This is a genomic window from Kribbella jiaozuonensis (assembly GCF_005233875.1).
In the GTDB taxonomy this organism is placed as follows: Bacteria; Actinomycetota; Actinomycetes; order Propionibacteriales; family Kribbellaceae; genus Kribbella; species Kribbella jiaozuonensis.
Window position 1 is genome coordinate 299,112 of sequence record NZ_SZPZ01000003.1, and the last position, 19,089, is coordinate 318,200.

14 protein-coding genes and 1 tRNA gene are annotated in these 19,089 nt (G+C 69.0%); 5 read left to right on the forward strand and 10 right to left on the reverse strand.

The features are described 5' to 3' along the window. Nucleotides 1-5: 5 nt before the first annotated feature. Nucleotides 6-896, reverse strand: a complete 891-nt coding sequence (locus FDA38_RS21065; RefSeq protein WP_233714830.1) for an aminoglycoside phosphotransferase family protein — start codon at nt 894-896, stop codon at nt 6-8. A gap of 46 nt (nt 897-942) precedes the next feature. On the opposite strand from FDA38_RS21065, the gene FDA38_RS21070 reads away from it, so the two are divergent. Beyond that, nucleotides 943-1,650: a hypothetical protein gene (locus FDA38_RS21070; RefSeq protein WP_137255820.1), complete on the forward strand. Its 708-nt coding sequence runs from the start codon at nt 943-945 to the stop codon at nt 1,648-1,650. Here FDA38_RS21070 and FDA38_RS21075 read toward each other — a convergent pair. The 3 genes from FDA38_RS21075 to FDA38_RS21085 form a co-directional block, all read right to left on the reverse strand. Continuing rightward, on the reverse strand, nt 1,647-2,468 hold the full coding sequence (locus FDA38_RS21075) for a siderophore-interacting protein (protein WP_137255821.1): 822 nt from the start codon (nt 2,466-2,468) through the stop codon (nt 1,647-1,649). The two genes, FDA38_RS21070 and FDA38_RS21075, sit on opposite strands and share 4 nt — an antisense overlap. 70 nt (nt 2,469-2,538) lie before the next feature. Further along, on the reverse strand, nt 2,539-3,570 hold the full coding sequence (locus tag FDA38_RS21080; RefSeq protein WP_137255822.1) for a hypothetical protein: 1,032 nt from the start codon (nt 3,568-3,570) through the stop codon (nt 2,539-2,541). Between the two features lie 2 nt (nt 3,571-3,572). Continuing rightward, nucleotides 3,573-4,634: a hypothetical protein gene (locus FDA38_RS21085; RefSeq protein ID WP_137255823.1), complete on the reverse strand. Its 1,062-nt coding sequence runs from the start codon at nt 4,632-4,634 to the stop codon at nt 3,573-3,575. A 192-nt stretch (nt 4,635-4,826) separates the two neighbouring features. Between FDA38_RS21085 and FDA38_RS21090 the strand changes: the two genes are divergently transcribed. Next, nucleotides 4,827-7,451 (forward strand): P-loop NTPase family protein, encoded by a 2,625-nt coding sequence (locus FDA38_RS21090; RefSeq protein WP_137255824.1) that lies wholly within the window; start codon nt 4,827-4,829, stop codon nt 7,449-7,451. Here the strand turns inward: FDA38_RS21090 and FDA38_RS21095 are convergent. Both FDA38_RS21095 and FDA38_RS21100 read right to left on the reverse strand, forming a co-directional pair. Beyond that, nucleotides 7,448-8,572, reverse strand: coding sequence for an endonuclease (locus tag FDA38_RS21095; RefSeq protein WP_233714831.1), 1,125 nt, complete (start codon nt 8,570-8,572; stop codon nt 7,448-7,450). The genes FDA38_RS21090 and FDA38_RS21095 overlap by 4 nt on opposite strands. Nucleotides 8,573-8,918: 346 nt before the next feature. After that, a complete protein-coding gene (locus tag FDA38_RS21100; RefSeq protein WP_137255825.1) occupies nt 8,919-9,707 on the reverse strand; it encodes a PrsW family intramembrane metalloprotease in 789 nt (262 codons plus the stop codon). A 145-nt stretch (nt 9,708-9,852) separates the two neighbouring features. Here FDA38_RS21100 and FDA38_RS21105 point away from each other — a divergent pair, with 145 nt between their 5' ends. Next, complete coding sequence (locus FDA38_RS21105) at nt 9,853-13,470, forward strand: S8 family peptidase (RefSeq protein ID WP_137255826.1); 3,618 nt, start codon at nt 9,853-9,855, stop codon at nt 13,468-13,470. A 3-nt stretch (nt 13,471-13,473) separates the two neighbouring features. On the opposite strand, the gene FDA38_RS21110 is transcribed toward FDA38_RS21105, so the two are convergent. From FDA38_RS21110 to FDA38_RS21125, 4 genes are all read right to left on the reverse strand, one after another. Further along, entirely contained in the window at nt 13,474-14,448 is a 975-nt protein-coding gene (locus FDA38_RS21110; RefSeq protein ID WP_137255827.1) for a helix-turn-helix domain-containing protein, read from the reverse strand. A gap of 298 nt (nt 14,449-14,746) precedes the next feature. Then, nucleotides 14,747-16,582: a hypothetical protein gene (locus FDA38_RS21115; RefSeq protein ID WP_137255828.1), complete on the reverse strand. Its 1,836-nt coding sequence runs from the start codon at nt 16,580-16,582 to the stop codon at nt 14,747-14,749. Next, nucleotides 16,567-17,322, reverse strand: a complete 756-nt coding sequence (locus FDA38_RS21120; protein WP_170989819.1) for an ABC transporter ATP-binding protein — start codon at nt 17,320-17,322, stop codon at nt 16,567-16,569. The genes FDA38_RS21115 and FDA38_RS21120 overlap by 16 nt, the downstream gene beginning before the upstream one ends. A 187-nt stretch (nt 17,323-17,509) precedes the next feature. Further along, a tRNA-Leu gene (locus FDA38_RS21125) sits at nt 17,510-17,593 on the reverse strand. Between the two features lie 170 nt (nt 17,594-17,763). Here FDA38_RS21125 and FDA38_RS21130 point away from each other — a divergent pair. Both FDA38_RS21130 and FDA38_RS21135 read left to right on the forward strand, forming a co-directional pair. Continuing rightward, on the forward strand, nt 17,764-18,591 hold the full coding sequence (locus tag FDA38_RS21130; RefSeq protein WP_137255829.1) for an FhaA domain-containing protein: 828 nt from the start codon (nt 17,764-17,766) through the stop codon (nt 18,589-18,591). Nucleotides 18,592-18,601: 10 nt separating this feature from the next. Further along, complete coding sequence (locus tag FDA38_RS21135; RefSeq protein WP_137255830.1) at nt 18,602-19,084, forward strand: FHA domain-containing protein FhaB/FipA; 483 nt, start codon at nt 18,602-18,604, stop codon at nt 19,082-19,084. The last annotated feature ends 5 nt before the right edge of the window (nt 19,085-19,089 follow it).

Sequence of the window (19,089 nt, forward strand, 5' to 3'; positions counted from 1 at the left end):
TGTAATCACGTGAAGAGGGCATCGACGACGGCCTTGAGTTCGGCCTCGATCCGGGTGTCCCCGTCCTCGGTGAACCACAGGATGTTCTGCAGGATCCGGCCGGCGGTCCAGGCCAGCGCGCGGTCGCGATCGATCCCGGTGATGTCGAGCATCACGTCGAGCCGGTCGCGGATCGCCTGCGCCAGGTTGCCGGTCGCGACCAGGTCGTCCCATCGGTTCCACGTCGCCGGCATCAGCTCGAACGCCGGGTCACCGGCCAGCGGCTTCGGGTCGATCACCAGCCACGGCTGCCGCTGCGAGGCCATCACGTTCAGGTAGTGCAGATCCCAGTGCAGCAAGCGATCGCCGGACTCGGGCAGAACCTCGCGCACCCGGTCGGCGAGGCGCTGTGTCAGCGCGCGCTCGGCCGGATCGACCAGCAGCGGGATGATCGCCGGCGCGTCCTCGAGCATCTGCCCGGCGATGTCGCTCAATTGCCGGATGCCGGGCGGCGCGGGGACGACCATCAGGTGGGTCAGCAGCTCGGCGAGGATCCGGGTTGCCTCGACGTGGTCCGGCAGCTCTTCGAGGGTGTGCGGCTCGAGGCGTTCGAGCAACAGGGTCGACGTCTCGGGGTCGTCCTCGTACACCTCCACAACGTCGTCGTGGTTCCAGGTCCGGAGCGCCAGCGCCTCGCTCTCGCTCTCGTCGTTCACCGACTGCAGCTTGAGCATGGCCGGGGTGCCGTCGCGGCGCACGACGGGCGCGATCAGCGACGCCTCGCCGCTCATCAGCTCGCCGGACACGGTCAGCTGCCACTCGTCGACGTACCGATCGAGGGCGGCCGGGAGACTCGCCAGCCACTCGGGCGACTTCTCGCTGTGATTCCGGATCAGCTTCCAGGGAATCTCGATCACCCTCGGCACAGTAGGTCGTTCGGCCCGGATGTGCTTGGGTTTTCCCGTGGAGAGCAGGCATCGGCGGGTTCAGCGGTTGGTCGCAGTCATCTACCTGGGTATCCCGGTGCTGCTGCTGGTGGTCGTGGCGTTGATCGCGTCGACCGGGTCCGCGCTCGCCTGGATCGGCTGCGTCGTACCGCTGGCGATGCTGGTGGTGGGGTTCGTACTGCGGCGGCGGCATCGCTACCAGCCGCGCTGGTGGCTGGGAGTCGCCGGCCTGTACGGCGGTCTCGCGGGCCTGATGGTGACGCTGTTCCCGCTCGCGGTCGGGGTGTGGTGGCCGGCGATCCTCGCGCTGCCGGGTCTCATTATCGGGATCGTCGCCGGTCTGGTGCTTGCCCGGGCAGCCGACCGCGCCCTGTTGGTGCCGTTCGTGCCCGAGCTCGCGAGTACGCCGTACGAGCTCGTGTTCCGGCTTCGTGGCATCCCGCTCGCGGCTGTCCTGGTCGGCGCGGACTCGGTCACGATCCAGTCGCACCCGATCCCGCGCTCGGAGCACCAGTTCCGCACCTACCCGCTGACCGGGATCACCGGCACGTACGAGTTCTCGCTGTCAGGGGCGGAACGCCTCAAGTTCCCCATCGCCGTGACGCACGCGGTCGCCAGCGAGGGCCCGGCCGTCATCCTGCAGGCGAACGGCGAGGACTGGGTCCTCCCGACGAACCAGGCCGGCACGCTGATCGACGTACTGACCGAACGCCGCGAGAACTAGGTCCGTTCCTGCTTGGCGGTCTCGGCCTTCTCGGCCTGCCAGCCGTCCTCGTTCTTGCCGAGACGCCAGTAGCCGGACAGGGAGACGCGGTCGCGGGCCAGGCCGCGGTCCTGGTACAGGTTCTTGCGGATGCGGAGGACGAAGCCGGCCTCGCCGTGCACGAAGATGTGCGGCGTACCGTCCGGGAAGTCGAGCGCCTCGACGGCCTCGACCAGACCGTCACCACGCTCACCGGATGCGGTCGACCGGTGGAACCAACGGACGTCGACGTCACCCGAGCCGCCGAACTTCTGCTCCTCGGACTCGTCGCCCACCTCGATCAGGACCGTCGCCCGCGCCCCGGCCGGCAATTGCTCGACCGCGGAGCCGATCGCCGGCAGCGCGCTCTCGTCGCCGACGAGCAGATGCCAGTCGGCCGCCTCGTCCGGCGAGTACGCACCGCCCGGACCGTTGAACCAGACCACGTCACCCGGCTGCGCGGCCGCGGCCCACGGACCCGCGACACCCTCGTCGCCGTGGTGGACGAAGTCGATGGCGAGTTCGCGGGACGCCTCGTCCCAGCTGCGGACGGTGTAGGTCCGCATCGTCGGCCAGTGCTCGGCCGGGTACGTCTCGCGCACCACACCCAGGTCCAGCGGCTCGGGGTACTCGACGCCGTCCTTGCAGAACAGCAGCTTCACGTAGTGGTCGCTGAAGCCGTTGTCGGCGAAGTCGTCGGAGGTGAGCACGACCCGGATCATGTGCGGAGTGATCCGCTCGGTCCGGAGTACGACGGCGCGCTTGCAGACGCGGTTACGGCGGGGTGCGGGGCTGGTCACGCGACCACGGTCCTCTCGGGCGGATAAGTTAGGCCTACCTAAGTAAGCCTAACCCACCCGCCCGAACCGCTCAGGTCCCGCGGATGTAGAAGACCTTGCTGACGCCGGCCTGGTAGTTGTAGCAAAGCGGGAAGTAGACCCGGTACGGGATCAGGCCCTTGTACGCCGGTTGCGCGTTCAGCACGAACTTCCCGCTGTACGAGCGGATCGCGCCGGCCGGGCTGACGGTCTTCCACTGCGTCGCGCCGTACAGCCGCTGCAGGTACACCTTGCAACTCGACGGCGCACCGGCGACCACGCCGTTCACCAGGACGATCGTGCCGACCTTCGCGCTGGTCTTCGACGGCGTCGCGGAGACGACACCCGGCCGCGCCACGACGAGCCCGAGTCCGCCGTTCGAGGACGGGTTGCCGGGCAGCAGCAGGCAGTTGACGTAGTCGGCGAGCGAGGCCGGGTACGACTTGGTGACCGTGCCGGCGGTGTCGGTGAGGTTCGAGTAGCCCGGGCCGATGTACTCGGCGCAGGTGTTGTCGTTGCCGAGCACCACCCGCAACCGACTGCCGTACGGCCTGCCGGTCTGCGAGTCGATGACCGCCCACTTGATCGAGTACGGCTTGCCGAACGGCACCACCTTCGGGATCACCGACGCGCTGATCCGCGGCACATGCGTACCGATGACCGCGAGCGACGGGCCGCTGAACGGCGTCGGGTCGGTCATGTCACCGCTGCCGGGGAAGAACGGGCCGTGGATCACGCCGGTCACCTTGAAGGTGCCGTTGGCCGTCGAGGGCACGTACAGCGGACCGCTCCAGGTCCCGTTCGCAAGCCGCGGCAGGCTGGTCGAGATCAGCGACGTCGCCGAGCCGGAGCCGCCGGTGCGTTGGAGGATGACGAGTACCGGAGTCTTCGAGTCCTCCGCATCGGTGAACTTCCCGGTCACCGTGACCGTGACCTTGGCGGTGTTGAGGCCGCTGGCCGCGGCGGCGGTCTGGTTGATCGCCACCGCGTCGATCTTCAGGTTCGGGTCCGGGCTGGCCTGGGCGCTGAGCGGCACCGCCCCGAGCCCCAGGACCACCAGCGCAGTAAGGATTCGAGCCTTCATGGTCAGAGCCCCTTGATCGTGAACGTCTTGGAGACAGCCGCGACGTACGGCTGGCATGCGGGGAAGTAGGCGCGGTACGGAATCAGACCCTTGTACGGCGGTTGCGCGTTGAGCGTGAACCGGCCGGACTGCCGGACCGTGCCGGTGCTGACCGTCCGCCACTGCGTCCGGCCGTACAGCCGCTGCAGCTGCACCGGGCAGGACCCGATCCAGTTCGCGACCGAACCGTTGACCGGGACGATCGTGCCGACCTTCGCGCTCGCCTTCGACGGGACGGCGGCGATGACCGTCGGCCGCGCCGGGAACAGGCCCTGGGCGACGATGTAGTACGGGTCGGTGTAGATGTGCGCACAGTTCAGCGCGCCGGCGTCGCTCGCGGTGTACGCCTTGGTGATCGCGCCGTTCGTGCCGGTCTTGTACACCGGGCTGCCGCCCTCGGCACAGGGAGTGTCGACGCCGAGGCCGATCGGGATCCGGGAGCCGTACGGCTTCCCGGTCGCCGTGTTCGTGACCGCCCAGGTGATCGTGTACGGCTTGCCGAACGGCACGATCCGCGGGTTCACCGCCGCGGTGATCCGCGGCTGGTTCGTGCCCTTGACCGTGATCGTCTGGCCCGCGTACGGCGTCGGGTCGTACGGCGTGCCGCCGAAGACAGGACCACCGTACGGACCGACCATCACGCCGGTGACCTTGAACGTGCCGTTCGCGGTCGACGCGACGTTGAGCCGCCCGGTCCAGGTGCCGTTGGCAAGCGTGCCGGCCGTCCGCTTCAGGGCGGCCGAGACGATGTCGCCGCGTCCCCCGGTGCCGCCGGTGCGCTTCAGGATCACGTTCAGCACGAGGCCCTGGTCCCCGGGCTCGCTCGAGTTGAATCCGCCCTTGACGGTCACGTTGATCGGGTACGTGTTCAGGCCGGACACCGCGACCGACGTACGGTCGAGGGTGACCTGGGTGATCGTCAGGTTCGGGTCCGGGGCGGCCTGCGCCGCGGTCGGAACCGCACCGAGCAACAGCGCACCCAGGGACGCTGTCGCGAGCGCGGCCATTACCGGTTTGATTCGCATGCAACTGAGCGTGACAGCGGTACAGGTCGCTTCCAAGCCCTGCGGCTCAGGACTGCTCGATCGGGCCGCCGCGTGTAGACCGGTTGCCCGGCCGTCAGATAGTGGCCTGATTCAACTGCCGGGAGGCGATTGTTAACCGCGCAGTCATGTACAGACTGTGTCGGGTACGGCTACGGTCCGCACCCTGGTCCAATGAGCTCGGTCTTCGGCAGCGATCGGTACCCGGCGTACTCGGTCATCCGAACCGACAAGGTCGGCAATCCGATCTCGCTCAGCAAGGATCTGCCGGAGAGTCAGGCGATCCTCTTCACCGGGCCGCCCGGCATGGGCAAGACCTCCGAGCTCTACCGCGCGGAGGACCTGGCCGAGGAGAACGGCTGGTCCACGATCCGGATCAACGCCTCCGCGAACGCGCCGCTGGAGCACCAGCTCACGATCGCGATCCGGTCGAGCATCGACGAGCTGCGCAAACGGTTCAACCGCCGCGCGGTGCGCAAGCTGGACAACACGGTCGGCCAGCTGACCCGCAGCGGCGGCAACAAACGGCTCGGCTTCGAGCTGCGCTTCGGCGGCGGCCCGTTCCCGATGGAGTACGTCGGGAAGATGGAGCGCGACACCACGGCGTACAGCGAACTCGGTACGACGCTGAACGACTTCGCCGACGAACTCGGGAAGCTGACCGGTGAGAACGGCCGGCCGATCCTGCTGCTGGTGGACGGGATCGACCAGGCACTGGAGAACGACCAGGCCGGGCTGAACGAACTGGCGATCCACATCGAGGACATGGACCTCCCGGTCTGGCTGGTCGCGGCCGGCGGCGCGCGGTCGACCTGGTCGCTGATGAACGCCTCCCGGCGGATGTCCGGTATCGCCACCACGATCAGCAACCAGTTCGACGTCCGCGAGCTCGGACCGCTGCCCGACGACGAGGTCTGGAAGGCCCTGACCCTGCCGCTGCAGGACCACCGGATCCCGTACGAGCCGGACGCCATCGACCGATTGGTCGCGTCGGCGAACGGCGATCCGTCCCGGCTGCGGTCACTGAGCCAGGCCGCGATCGCGTACCAGGACCAGCAGGCCGGGATCACGGTCGACTCCGTCCAGACGGCGATCGCCCACGTCAACGCCGACGCGGCCGAGACGTACCAGGACCACTGGAACCAGAAGAGCACCACGCACGCGCAGAAGGATCTGCTCGTGCTGGTCGCGTCCCAGGGGCCGAACAGCGTGTACATGCCGGCCGTGACGCAGGCCGCCGGCCCCGGCAAGTGGCAGGAGATCGACCAGGCCCGCCAGCAACTCGTTGCCCGCGGCATGCTCCGCGAGCACGGCGACGGCCTCGTCACGATCCCCGACGAGGGATTCCGGGACTGGGTCAACGACTACGTCGGGCAGACACCGGATCCGGTCCCCGAGCTGACCAGCGGACCGGCCGTCTCCCGCGGCGACGTGGCGCTCGCGCCGGTGCACGTGACCGGTGACAAGGCGTTGGTCAACCAGGTCTTCGGTACGTCGGGTCAGCTCGTCCGCGAGGTCAAGCGGATGGACACGCAGGGCCGGCCGATATCGCTCGAGGACCGGGGACCGACAGGTACGTCGCTGCTGTTCACCGGCGCGCCCGGGACCGGCACCAGCCATGAGCTCACCCGGACCAAGGCGATGGCCGACGCGGAGGGCTGGATCGCGATCCAGCTGGACGCCTCCCGGCGGGAAGGGCTCGAGGCTCGTTTCATCCGCGCCGTCCAGGGTGAGATGGACGCCATCAAGAAGCAGTATCCGGCCGGCGAGGTGCGGGAGCTGAAGCAGCTGCTGAACCGGATGGCGGTCCGGACCGCGAACCTGATGAAGACCAACCAGCTCCGGTTCGGGCTCGCGCCCGGTCCGAAGGTCGGTATCCACAAGAGCACGGTGGAAGGCGTCAAGAAGGACTCGGTCGGCACCACGCTGAACGAGGTCGCCGAACACCTCGGCAAGATGGCGCATCCGAAGCGGACGCCGATCCTGGTGATGGTCGACAACCTGGACGCTGCGTCGAAGGAGGACCTGTACGTCCTGACCTCGCTGTCGGCACACCTGAAGGAAGTACGTCATCCGATGTTCCTGATCGCCGCCGGCGGCGAGGAGGCGACCAGCCGGTTGCTCGAGGCATCGGGTGGGCACGCCGGCACGGAGACCAAGAAGGCCGGCAAGTTCGACGTACGCCGGCTGCAGCCGATCCACTCGGACGAGTTGCGGGATGCGCTGACCGTGCCGCTCGACCGGGCCGGGGTCAGGTACCAGCCGGAGGCCGTCGACAGCCTGGTCGCGGCCGCGAACGGCAACCCGACCCGGCTGCGCACCCTGGCCGCCGCGGCGCTCGAGCTCACCGACCAGGGTCAGGGCATCACCGCCGACGTCGCCGCGACCGCGACCGCACGCCTGAACGCCCAGTCGCGCGCGCTGTACGACGCCGCCTGGTACAACTGCTCGCCCGACGAGAAGGAACTGCTGGCGAAGACCTCCGTGCAGGGCTCGAACGGGATGGTGATCCCGTCCCGGTCCGAGCCGCCCGGTCCCGGGCGGTGGAACCTCGACGAGGCGTCCCACAAGCTGATCTCGCGCGGACTGCTGACCCGCACCGGCTACTACATCCGGGTCGCCGACCCCGGCTTCCAGGACTGGGTGCAGACCCGCCTCGGCTTCGCCGCCGCACAGTCCGGCATCGCCCGTCCGCAGGTCATCACCGGACAGGTCGAGTCGGGTTCACCCGAGGCCCGGCCCGCCCTCGGTCAGGGCGGGCCCAGGCGGGAGAACGTGCAGATCAACCGGCAGTCCTAGTTCGGCCAGATCGAGCTGATCCACTCCGGGTGGTCGATGAACGGGTTCCGGTTGTGCTGGAACTGGCTGTAGATGACCTCGTTGCGGTTCTTCTCGAACGCGTCCGGCGGGTCGGCCGCCGCCCACGCCTTCAGCACCGAGAGCTTGCCGATGTACGGCGCGGTGCCGTTGCCGACCGAGTTGTTCACCTCGAGGTTCGGGAACCCGTCGCCGCCCTCGTACCGGACGGCCATGTAGAAGATCATCCGGGCGACATCACCACGGGCCGCCGCCCGCGGGGCGAACGAGTCCGAGTCCGCCGTACAGCCGGAGCACTGCGCCACCGCCGTACCGCCGTTGTCGAAGTCGAGGTTGCCGCGGGCCGAGTTCACCGAGACGTCCTCGGGGCGGAGGTGGTGGACGTCGGTGCCCGGGCCGGTCGCCGTACCGAAGTCGCCGTGGGACTTGGCCCAGACGTGCTCGCGGTTCCAGTCGTCGACGCCGCCGCCCTCGCTGCTCTTCGCGATCGAGCGGCCGGAGTAGATCTCGATGACGTTGTTGCTGTTGTTCGGGTCCTGGTCGGTGACCTCGAGCGCGTCCCAGACCTGGTCGTAGGTGAGCTTGGTCTGGTTCGAGATGATCGTGTGCAGCGCGGCCTTCAGCGCGGCACCGGTCTTGCCCTCGGCGCCGGCGTAGTAGTCACCCGGGTCGCCCGGCGGGTCCGTCGTACCGCCACCGCCGCTGAACGCGGTCGCGTTCTTCAGGCCGGGGTGCGAGAAGTACGCCGCCAGCGTGCCGGTGACGGTGATCTGCTTGCCGAGCAGACTCGGGTTGCTCTGCAGTCCGTACGACGCGCGGAACGCGGCCGGGATCTGGACGTAGAGCATGGCCGACGTACTGGTCTGGGTCGCCGAGTCGGCGAGGGCCAGCGCGAAGTCGTTCGGGAAGTTGCTGCGGACAACGGTGCTGGTAGCGGTCGGCTGACCGACCACGTACCCGCTGACGGACGCCGTCGAGTTGTCCTGGCGGCCGATCGCTGTCGCGACGGTGATCGTGGTGGCGGCGTTCGACGGCGTGATGCCGAAGCCGAGTAGTGCGAGGACGGCGGTGACGAGCAGCGCCGGACGGAACAATCGGGACACGGCTACTCCCAGGGGCGGGTGGGGACCGGACGGAGGTCAGTCTGCCCAGCCTGTCCGGCTTCCGAACATCCGCGCCGCGAACACCGGATGAAGGTTTGAGCCGGTGGGGCGGTGAACGGGTGAGTGCCCGTTCATCGCCCCACCTGGGTGGATGGGCCCCCATCAAGCCGCGACTGTCCGCCGCAGCCTGCTCTGCCCACCCACCAGCGAGGTACTACTGGCGGGCAGTACCTCACCGACGAGGGTGGCGTGATGGCGGACGCCGTTTACGGACCGTACTCATTCCGGCACTCGTTGTCCATGGCTCGCGACCGCGATCTCACCGTACTGACAGGTCACTGTCCCGTCAGGCGACCACGACGGCGGTGTCGGTCCGCTGGGCCCGCTTCAGCCCGTACAGCAGCAGGCCGATCGAGATCGCGCCGACGACGGCGTACGTGATCGTGCCGCCGATCCCGTCCCAGGTGGTGTGCAGCGCCACGGCCAGCGCGTACATCCCGACGAAGCCCGCGAAATGCGCACCGGTCGGCTTGATCACGAACCGCCACAGGCCCCAGCAGGCGAGCCCGGTCCAGGCCGCGTGCCCGGCCGGTGACAGCAGGCCGCGGATGAACAGCGTCTGCTCGGCGGCGCCGACGTTCCCGTTCGACTGCAGCAGCGCGACGAACGCGTACCCCATCGTCTCGAGTACGGCGAACCCGGTGCCGACCGCGACGCCGATCACGATCCCGCGGCCGACCGACGTCCGGTACCGGTGCCCGAAGAAGATCACCAGGATCGCCGGTACGACGAGCTTCGCCGCCTCCTCGATCAGCCCGACCCCGACCATCGGCAGCGTCCCGAGCCGCCGCATCGCGTCGTACTCGAGCAGTCCGGCGACCACCACGCCGACCACGCCGCCGAACAGCAGGCACCCGCCGAGCGTCGGCCCGTCGATCAGCCACCGCCCGGACCGCCCGGCCGCGAACGTCACGAACGTGAGCGGTACGACGAGCGCCCCGAGCAGGATCATCGTCGGGAACAGGTTCGGGTTCCCGGTATCGGTCAGCACGGCCAGCACGGCGAGGTAGAGCCCGGCGCCGATCAGGAACGTCCCCACCCAGGCCCACCGACGTACCAACTGCTGTCCGGTCATCTCCTGATGGTGCCGGGTGATGGCGTGGTTGCGCCATGTCGCAGGGACGGCAGTGATGGACAGGGCCGATTGCTGTGACCTGATTGCAAACTCTGTCGGAAGAAGAGGTGGTCCTGCCCCGAACCTCTCGAAGGAGAATCCGCCTATGTCCCCCACCCGTCTCACCGCCGCCACCCTCGCGGCGATGCTGACCCTCGGCGCGCTGTCGGCGATCCCGGCCGCCGCCGCCCCGCCGACCGGATCCACCGCGATCAAGTCCTCCACCGTCACGCTGATCACCGGCGACGTCGTCCAGCTGACCGACGCCGGCGGCGGCAAGAAGGCTGCCACCGTCACGCCGGCGCCCGGCCGTGAAGGCGTCTCGTTCCACACGATCGAGGTCGACGGCGGGCTCCGGGTCCTGCCGAGCGACGCCGTCCCGTACATCTCCACCGGCGTCCTCGACGCGAACCTGTTCGACGTCGACGAGCTGATCGCCGACGGGTACGGCGCCGCCGCCAACCTCCCGCTGATCGTCAAGGACACTCCCGGCCTGCGGACCGAGCAGAACCTCGCCGGTACGACGACCACCCGGCAGCTCCCGTCGATCGGCGGCCGGGCTGTGGACGCGGCCAAGGACCAGCTCCCGGCCCTGTGGAAGTCGCTCAGGCCCGCCGCCGGTGCCCGGTCGCTGAACAGCGGCATCACCAAGATCTGGCTCGACGGCAAGGTCCGTCCGGTGCTCGACAAGAGCGTCCCGCAGATCGGCGCACCGGACGCGTGGAAGGCCGGGTACGAAGGCACCGGCGTCGAGGTCGCCGTACTGGACACCGGCGTGGACGCAACGCACCCGGACCTGACCGGCAAGGTCAAGGAGAGCGTGGACTTCTCCGGCAGCCCGAGCGGCACCGTGGACCAGTTCGGCCACGGCACGCACGTGGCCGCGACCATCGCCGGCACGGGTGCGGGCGCGGGCGGTACTCGCAAGGGCGTCGCGCCGAAGGCGGATCTGCTGGTCGGCAAGGTGCTCGGTGACGACGGATACGGGTACGACTCCTGGATCATCGCCGGAATGGAGTGGGCTGCGAACGAAGGCGCGAAGGTCGTCAACATGAGCCTCGGCGGTGGGGCCACAGATGGCACCGACCCGCTCAGCCAGGCTGTCAACGACATCACCGCCCAGACCGGCACCCTGTTCGTCGTTGCCGCAGGCAACGAAGGCCAGGACGAGACGGTCGGTACGCCGGGCGCCGCCGCATCCGCGCTCACCGTCGGGGCGGTCGACCGCAACGACCAGCTCGCGGACTTCTCCAGCCGTGGACCCCGTCTCGGCGACGCCGGCCTGAAGCCGGAGATCACCGCGCCCGGCGTCGGCATCATCGCGGCCCGCGCGGCCGGCACGATCATGGGCGACCCGGTCGACGACCTCTACACGTCGGCCTCCGGTACGTCGATGGCGACGCCGCACGTCGCCGGTGCGGCCGCACTGATCGCGCAGCAGCACCCGGACTGGAAGGCGGACCAGCTCAAGAACGCACTGGTCAGCACGGCGAAGACGCAGCCTGAGCAGACCGTGTACCAGCAAGGCGCGGGCCGGGTCGACCTGACCAGGGCGGTTGCGCAGAAGGTGACCGCGAGCGGCGTCGCCGACTTCGGCCTGGAGTCCGGCACCCGCACTGTCACCTACCGGAACGACTCCGGCGCACCGATCACGCTGAACCTCGCCGCGCAGATCACCAACCTGGACGACAAGCAGCCGGCGACCGGCTTCACCGTGCCGGCGACCGTCACCGTTCCCGCCAACGGGACCGCCGACGTCCCCGTGACCCTCGACCCGGCCAAGGTCGGCCGCGGTCAGTACAGCGGCTGGATCGTTGCCACCGGCCCCGATGGCGTCGTCACCCACACCGCGGTCGGCGCACTCCGGTCCGGTCCGAAGCACAAGGTGACGTTGCGCGCGGTCGGGCTGGACGGACAGCCCACCGGCGTACCGGTCATCTCGTTGTTCGGCGACAACTCGCGGTCCGACGTACTGGCGTGGATCCCGAACGGTGAGAGCTTCACGGCCGAGGTCGAGGAAGGTACGTACCTGCTGCACTCGCTGGTGGAGAACTCGGATCCGCAGGACGAGCAGGTGAGCCTGTTCACCGATCCGAACATCGTGGTCAGCAAGGACACCGAGATCGTCATCGACGCGCGGAAGGCGGTCCCGATCACGATCGAGACGCCGAAGCCGTCGGAACAGCAGGCGGTGCTGAGCTACTACGTGCACCGCGTGTACGCGAACGGCCGCTCGATCAGCCACGGCGTGATGCACTTCAGCACGGTCAAGCAGGTCAACGTCACCCCGACGAAGCCGGTCAATAGCGGCAGCTTCGAGTTCTCGTCGCGCTGGCAGCTGGTCGCCCCGCTGGTCCAGGCGTCAGTCCCCGGCGTCCCTGGGCCCCTCGACATCAACCTGCTCCACCAGTCGCCGTCGTACGAAGGTAAGAAGCGGTTCCCGCTCGTCTACGCGGACCCCACGCTCAAGGGCGTGAAGGGTGCGGTTGCGGTGCTGGACTCGAGCGAGGACGGCTGGGGCAACGGCAGCGAGCACGACCAGATCGTCGCGGCCGCGAACGCGGGCGCAGCTGGGGTGATCCTGGTCCGGCCGCCGGACTGGTCGGCGTGGACGGTATGGCGTCCGGTCGGCGACCGGGAGCCGATCCCGGCGATGGTCACCACCTCCAAGGACGGTCACAAGCTGATCGACCGGGCCCGTCGTGGCAAGGCGACCATCGACCTCACGCTCACCACCTCCAGCCCGTACCTGTACGACGTCCAGCAGGTCTCGACCGGGTCGATCCCGGCCAAGATCGACTACAAGGTGACGCCGGCGAACAGTGCGCGCATCACCACGCGGTACGCCGACAACGGCGGGTTCAACTGGGCCAAGGAGCAGCGGTTCGGCTGGCGTCCGTGGCAGGAGTACTCGTGGAACGACTCCCAGCGGTTCGTCGAGACCCCGAAGGTGCGCGAGGAGTGGGTGACGTCCGGCGACTCGCTCTGGCAGCACCGGGTGCACCACCTCTACACCTGGGACGACATGAACCCGCTGGCCGGCGGCATGACGTCCGTACCGCGCTCGTACCGGACCGGAACGTCGGACGAGACGTGGTTCGGTCCCGTCGTACGGCCCGCTGCAGCGCCTGGTGTGCAGTCCACTCGGACCGGGGACCGGCTGTCGCTCCGCATCCCGTCGTTCGTGGACGCGGCCGGGCACTACACGGTCGGTGAGACCACTGCATCGTCGGCGACGCTTTCCCGCAACGGCGCAGTTGTGGCTGAGCTGCCGAGCGCGTGGGCGGACGTGATCACCTCCAGCGAGGACGCGGCGTACAAGCTGGACCTGACGACCGAGCGCAAGGACAGCGAAGGGGAGTGGAACTGGGGTACTCACACGGAGACCTCCTGGGAGTTCCGGTCCGCGACGCAGCCTGACGACAAGGCTGTGGCGGTCCCGCTGCAGCAGGTCAACTACACGGTCCCGGTCGACCTGACCGGTCGGGTGGCAGCCCGTACGCACGCCATCAGCTTGGAGTCGCCGCGGGCGACCTCGCTGCAGGCGTGGGCGTCGTACGACGAAGGCAAGACCTGGCAGCGGCTCGTCGTGATCGGTGCCCTCGGCCACTACCTGGCCGTCGTACCGAACGCCCACGACACGGTCTCCTTGAAGGTCGCCGCCACCGGCCCGAACGGCGCCAAGATCACCCAGACCGTGATCCGGGCGTATGGCGTGAAGTAGCGCTCAGAGCCAGTCGCGCTTCGCCGCCTGGAACGCCAGACCGGTCCTGGTATCCACACCTGCCAGAGCCATCAGGCGATCCAGGCGGCGTTGCACTGTTCGCCGGCTGATCCCCAACTGCGTCGCGATGGACTTGTCCGGCACTCCGGCGACCAGGAGCGACAGCAGCAACCGCTCGGAGTCGTCCAGGCCTTCCACCGGTTGGTCGTCGTCGGGTTGGAGCCGCACAGGTGTCGCCAGCTCCCAGTAGCTCTCGAAGAGCGCGAGCAGCGCGTCCAGGAGCTCGCCGCGATTGATGATCGCCGCAGACGGCTCGCCAAGGTTCTCGTCGTCGCGGACCAGCGGGCAGATCGCGGTCGACCGGTCCACGATCGCGAGCCGGACCGGCAGCGTCGGCAGCACCCTGGCCTCCTCGCCCCAGCTGACGCCCTCGGAGATCGAGTCCAGCTCACCGGGCGTCTCGATCAGCGCGCGCTCGTAGATCGCGCGGTAGCGGACGCCGCGTGACAGAGCGCCGTACTCCTCGGTGTTGTCGGCGCCCTGCATGGCCAGCGGGTTCGCGCGGCAGAACCAGAGGATCTCCTCGCGCGCCGCGTTCTGCAGGTCGCGCAGCCGCTCGCGGAGTGTGGTGGCGCCGACGATCACCTCGACCAGGTGGTGCGCGTCGCGGCGGCTCGCGCTGGCCCGGAACTCCTCGCTGAGTGCGGCCACGGTCTTGCGGGCTGCCTCGAGCGACTCCTGGCGGCGCAGCAGCGTCGTACCGAAGGCCACGTCCGGCGGCAGCGGGCTGAAGACCGGCTCATCGGCCGCCTGGACCGTGACGAGTCCTTTGGCCTGCAAGCGCTGGAGCACTTCGTCAGCCTCGTGCTGCGGCAACTCGGCGACCTCGGCCAGCTCGGCCGCGCGGGCAGCGGACAGGCCGACCAGCAGCCGGTAGGTCTGCTCCTCACGCGCATCGAGCAACGAGCCGTCCTGCATCAGCCCCACCTCCGGGCACCACCATTTCAGGAATCCGGAGCTTTCCTATTGGCACGGTTCAGCCACGACACTGCCGTGCCATCACGGAAACGTTGAGCGGCCGTCACTTTCCGGTCAGAACGCCAGCGGAACTCGCCGCCGCCGAGCCCACCGCCCTGGAGAAGAGAACCGATGATGAGTGTGACCGACTACGCCGGGATCGCCGGCCTGATCGCCGCGGCTGCTGTTGCCATCTGGATGCTGCGCAACCACAACACAGTCACTCCGACCGCCCCGACCGCCCGGCACCGCGGGGCGCCTAGCCTGCGACTGCCGCGACCGACCCACCCGGAGCGCGCTTCTTCGCGCGGTAGTAGGTAAGCCCGCCGAACGCGTACATCGACAGGCCCAACGCGGCCATCAGCACGATCACGACCCACTGCCACGGTCCGGTCTGGTAGAGCGCCAGGAACCAGGACCGGGTGTCGTCGTTGCCGGTGAGCTTGAAGATCGCCGGTACGACGGCCTGCGGGAACAGCGGGATCGCCGCGAACCCGAGGCAGAAGCCGGCCGCGGTCCGCTTCCACTTGGGCAGTGCGTCGAGCCCTGCGGTCTTCTTCGCCTGCTCCGCGGGCGATCGGCCATGCCTGAGCAGCGTGAGCAGCTCGGGGCCTTTCTTGTCGAGACGCCGGATCGCGAGGCGACCGAAGTACCACCAGGCGAGTACGCCGGACAGGACTCCGATCGGCACGCCCCACCAGCCGACGTTCAGCGCCACGATCAGGGCCGGGGCGCAGGTCGACGCGACCAGCACGAGCATCACGTAGACGATGCCCATCGTCTCGCCCTCGTTCTCACCCGAGTTCAGCGGGTTACCCGACCGCTTGTGCGCATCAGTCGTCGGTACGGCGGCGTACACCGAGCTGGCCACGACCAGTCCGGCTGCACCGCCGAGCAGTGCGGGCAGCACGCTCAGCACGAGCGGCCAGGCACTGGCGTAGCCGGACCACCAGGTCAGCAACAGGGTGATGGCCAGCGTGATCGGACCGAAGACCAGCAGGAACGCCCGCTGCCGGGCGCGTACGTCCGGCCCGTTCGCGCCAGGAGTCATCAGCGTGGTCCACAGCGCCGTACCATCCGCGCCATAGAGGTTGGCGGACATCGCTGCGGCCATGACGACGGCTGCTGGACCGGCCCACGGCAGCATGGCCTTCCAGCCGAGCGCCAGCGGCATCATGCAGAAGAACAGGCCGTAGCTGATCGCGAAGACCGCCTTGTGCCCATAGAGCAGGTCGCGGGTCCACGAGCGCAGTTCCTTGGCAGCAGCACCACTCCGTGGATCGGTCCCGCTCAGCGACCGCCGTACCTTGCCGCCGGCCCTTGACGCAGTCGTCCGCCGTACGAGCAGTGCAGACCAGGCGAGGAGCATCAGCACACCCAGGACGACCAGTCCGGCCAGCGCTGCAAGCACCTCGAGCCAGTCGCCACGTCCGGCCGCCTCTACGGCCACCAGACCCCAACCAGACGGTGCGATCCGCGCTCCCTTGGCCAGCGTGCCCTGTACGTCGGTGGACACGAACGCCACGATCAGCGCCCACCCCTGCGCCGTGAACGCCAGGATGAACGCGTTGACGATCGCCGCGATCACCGCACCGGCGCGCACCTGCAGGAGTACGCCGTACACCGCGACGGCGAGCCGGGACGCGAGGATGAAGCAGAACAGCTGGAGCAGCAGCGCCGGCACTGCGACCAGAGCGGCGACGACGTTCCCGCCGGCGATCACCAGACTGAGCAGGGCGATCAGGCTGATGACCGGTGCGACACCGGCCAGCGCAGCCACCAGCAGACCGGTCGAGAGCGTCCGCGGCGGCAGCGGCATCATCGTGAAGTACTCCGGCTTGAGCGTCTCGTCGCCACCGCCAGCGAACAGCGGACCGACCACCCAGCCGAGCATCCAGACCGCGAGCACCACGACGAGTACGTCGTTGTCGCCGCGCGCCGCGACCCAGATCGTGCCGCCTGCGAGCACCAGGCCGACGAACCCGCCGGTGACGATCCAGCTCAGCCGGAACTGGTCCTTGAGCGCATGCCGGAACGCGGCCAGCCGCATCCGGACCAGCGTGTGCGAGGTGCTGTACGTCAGTGCGAGAGCCACGTCAGACCCTCCGCGCCACGCGTCGACGCACCGACCAGCGTCACGAACGCATCCTCCAGCGTGCCGCCCGCCTGCACCTCGGAAACGGTGCCTGCGGCAACTACTTTCCCGGCCGCGACCACCGCGACCCGATCGCACAGCTGCTCGACCAGCGCCATCACGTGACTCGACATCACCACCGACCCGCCGCCGGCGATGAACCGGTGCAGGATGGTCCGGATCGTCGCCGCCGACACCGGATCGACCGCTTCGAACGGCTCGTCCAGCACCAGTAGCCGCGGTGCGTGCAGCAGCGCGACCGCCAGGCCGAGCTTCTTCCGCATGCCGGTCGAGTACCCGATCACCTGCTTGTCGTCCTCGTGATCGAGCTCGAGCACCTCCAGCAACTCGGAGGCCCGCCGCCCGACCTCATCCTCAGGCAGGCCGCGCAACAGCCCCAGGTAGGTCAGCACTTCCCGCCCGGTCAGCCGCTCCGGCATCCCCAGCCCGTCCGGCAGCACCCCGACCAGTGCCTTGGCCTTCGTCGGCTCGCGCCAGACATCCACCCCGAAGATCCGCGCCGTACCGCCGTCGGGCCGCAACAGCCCGACCGCCATCGACAACGACGTCGTCTTGCCGGCACCGTTCGGCCCCAGCACCCCGAAGAACGACCCGCTGGGCACGCTCAGACTCAAGTCGTCGACCGCCCGCTCGTCCCCGAACACCTTCGTGAGCCCGTCCAGCTCGAGTGCTTGCTCCATGTCCAGAAGCCTCCCACCCACGGGCGTCCCAGGTCGTCAGTCCACCGGCCGACCCGCCCGGTCAGCCGATCGGCGGACCGCAGGCATCAGCCGTGACGCCGTCCGGCCTATGCCGGAACGCCGACGTGAGGATCGGCACAGGCCCGGAAAGACGAAGTCCCGGTCGCATCGACCGGGACCTTCTCTGTGCGCGAGGGGGGAGTTGAACCCCCACGCCCTTTCGGGCACACGGACCTGAACCGTGCGCGTCTGCCTATTCCGCCACCCGCGCGCAGTCGCCGGATACTGCTCCCGGCGACGAGAAGGAACATTAGCACGGGTTGTCCGGGTGCTTCACATTGCGGGTTCGGTCGAACCTCCCGATACGATCGATCGTCGTACCCGGTGTGTCCGCCTCGACCGGTGGACGATCTTTGGCGTACCGACCGTGGAGGAGGAGGCGTGCGACCGCTACAGCGCTTCGAGCGACGCCTGGAAGGCATTGTGAGCGGTGTCTTCGCGCGCGCTTTCAAGGGTGACGTCGAGCCGATCGAGCTCGCGGCAGCACTCAAGCGTGAGATCGACAACACCGCGCGGATCCTGTCCCGGGACCGCCGGCTGGTGCCGAACCACTTCGTCGTCGAGCTCGGTCCGGACGACTTCGAGCGGCTGAACGCCTACGGCCGGACTCTGAACCACGAGCTCGCGAACGAGCTCCGCGACCACGCCGACATCCAGCGGTACACGTTCTCCGGGCCGATCGACATCGAGCTGGTTCAGCAGGACGACCTCCCGACCGGTAAGTTCCGGGTGGTCAGCGAGACGGTCGGGACGCCACAGCGTCGCCCGGCCGCCTATCAGCAGCCCGAGCCCCAGCCCTACCAGCAGGAGCCCTACGTGCCGCCGAACGAGCCGGTCGTGCAGAGCCCGCCCCCGTACCAGCCGTCCCCCCGCCGCGGTCACCCCCAGGTGATGCTCGAGGTGAACGGGCGTCGCCGCCCGGTCAACCCGCCCGGCGTCGTGCTCGGCCGCGGTACCGACGCGGACATCCAGATCAACGACCCCGGTGTGTCCCGGCGGCACGCCGAGATCCGGCTGATGCCGGAAGGCCCGGACGGGATCCGGGTCGTGCTGGTCGATCTCGGCTCCACCAACGGCACGCTGGTGAACGGCCGCCGCAGCACCGAGGCCGAGCTGGTCGACGGTTCGACGGTGCGGATCGGCAACACGACGATGACGCTGCGTCTCGCGGACGAGCCGATGGCCCAGCCGCCGAGCAGCGGGTGGTGACCGGAAGTCCATGTCGGAACTGACCCTGACCCTGATCAAACTGGGGTTCCTGGCCCTGTTGTGGATGTTCGTCCTCGCGGTGCTGTCCGTGATCAGGTCCGACCTGTTCGGCGCGAAGGTCGACAGCCGGGCCGCGGCCGCCGTCGTACCGCAGAACACCCGGACGCCGAAGACCGCCAAGCCGGCCAAGAAGCGCAAGGGCCTGCCCGCGTCGGTGACGATCGCGGACGGGCCGCAGGCCGGTGTCGGCGCCTCGCTGACCGAGGAGCCGGTGATCATCGGCCGCGGCTCGGACTGCCAGATCCGGCTCGACGACGACTACTCTTCCACCCGGCACGCCCGGTTGTTCCTGTCCGAGGGCCAGTGGTGGGTCGAGGATCTCGGCTCCACCAACGGCACGTACCTTGACGGCCAGCGGGTCACCCGCCCGGTCCCGGCCGAGATCGGCGGTTCGATCCGGATCGGCCGGACGACGCTGAACATCGCGAAGTAGGCCTG

Bases quoted from the DNA above. Each gene is read 5' to 3' on its own strand.
- FDA38_RS21080 (WP_137255822.1), bottom strand. From the start codon at position 3,570: ATGAAGGCTCGAATCCTTACTGCGCTGGTGGTCCTGGGGCTCGGGGCG.
- FDA38_RS21085 (WP_137255823.1), bottom strand. From the start codon at position 4,634: ATGCGAATCAAACCGGTAATGGCCGCGCTCGCGACAGCGTCCCTGGGT.
- FDA38_RS21090 (WP_137255824.1), top strand. From the start codon at position 4,827: ATGAGCTCGGTCTTCGGCAGCGATCGGTACCCGGCGTACTCGGTCATC.
- FDA38_RS21100 (WP_137255825.1), bottom strand. From the start codon at position 9,707: ATGACCGGACAGCAGTTGGTACGTCGGTGGGCCTGGGTGGGGACGTTC.
- FDA38_RS21105 (WP_137255826.1), top strand. From the start codon at position 9,853: ATGTCCCCCACCCGTCTCACCGCCGCCACCCTCGCGGCGATGCTGACC.
- FDA38_RS21110 (WP_137255827.1), bottom strand. From the start codon at position 14,448: ATGCAGGACGGCTCGTTGCTCGATGCGCGTGAGGAGCAGACCTACCGG.
- FDA38_RS21120 (WP_170989819.1), bottom strand. From the start codon at position 17,322: ATGGAGCAAGCACTCGAGCTGGACGGGCTCACGAAGGTGTTCGGGGAC.
- FDA38_RS21135 (WP_137255830.1), top strand. From the start codon at position 18,602: ATGTCGGAACTGACCCTGACCCTGATCAAACTGGGGTTCCTGGCCCTG.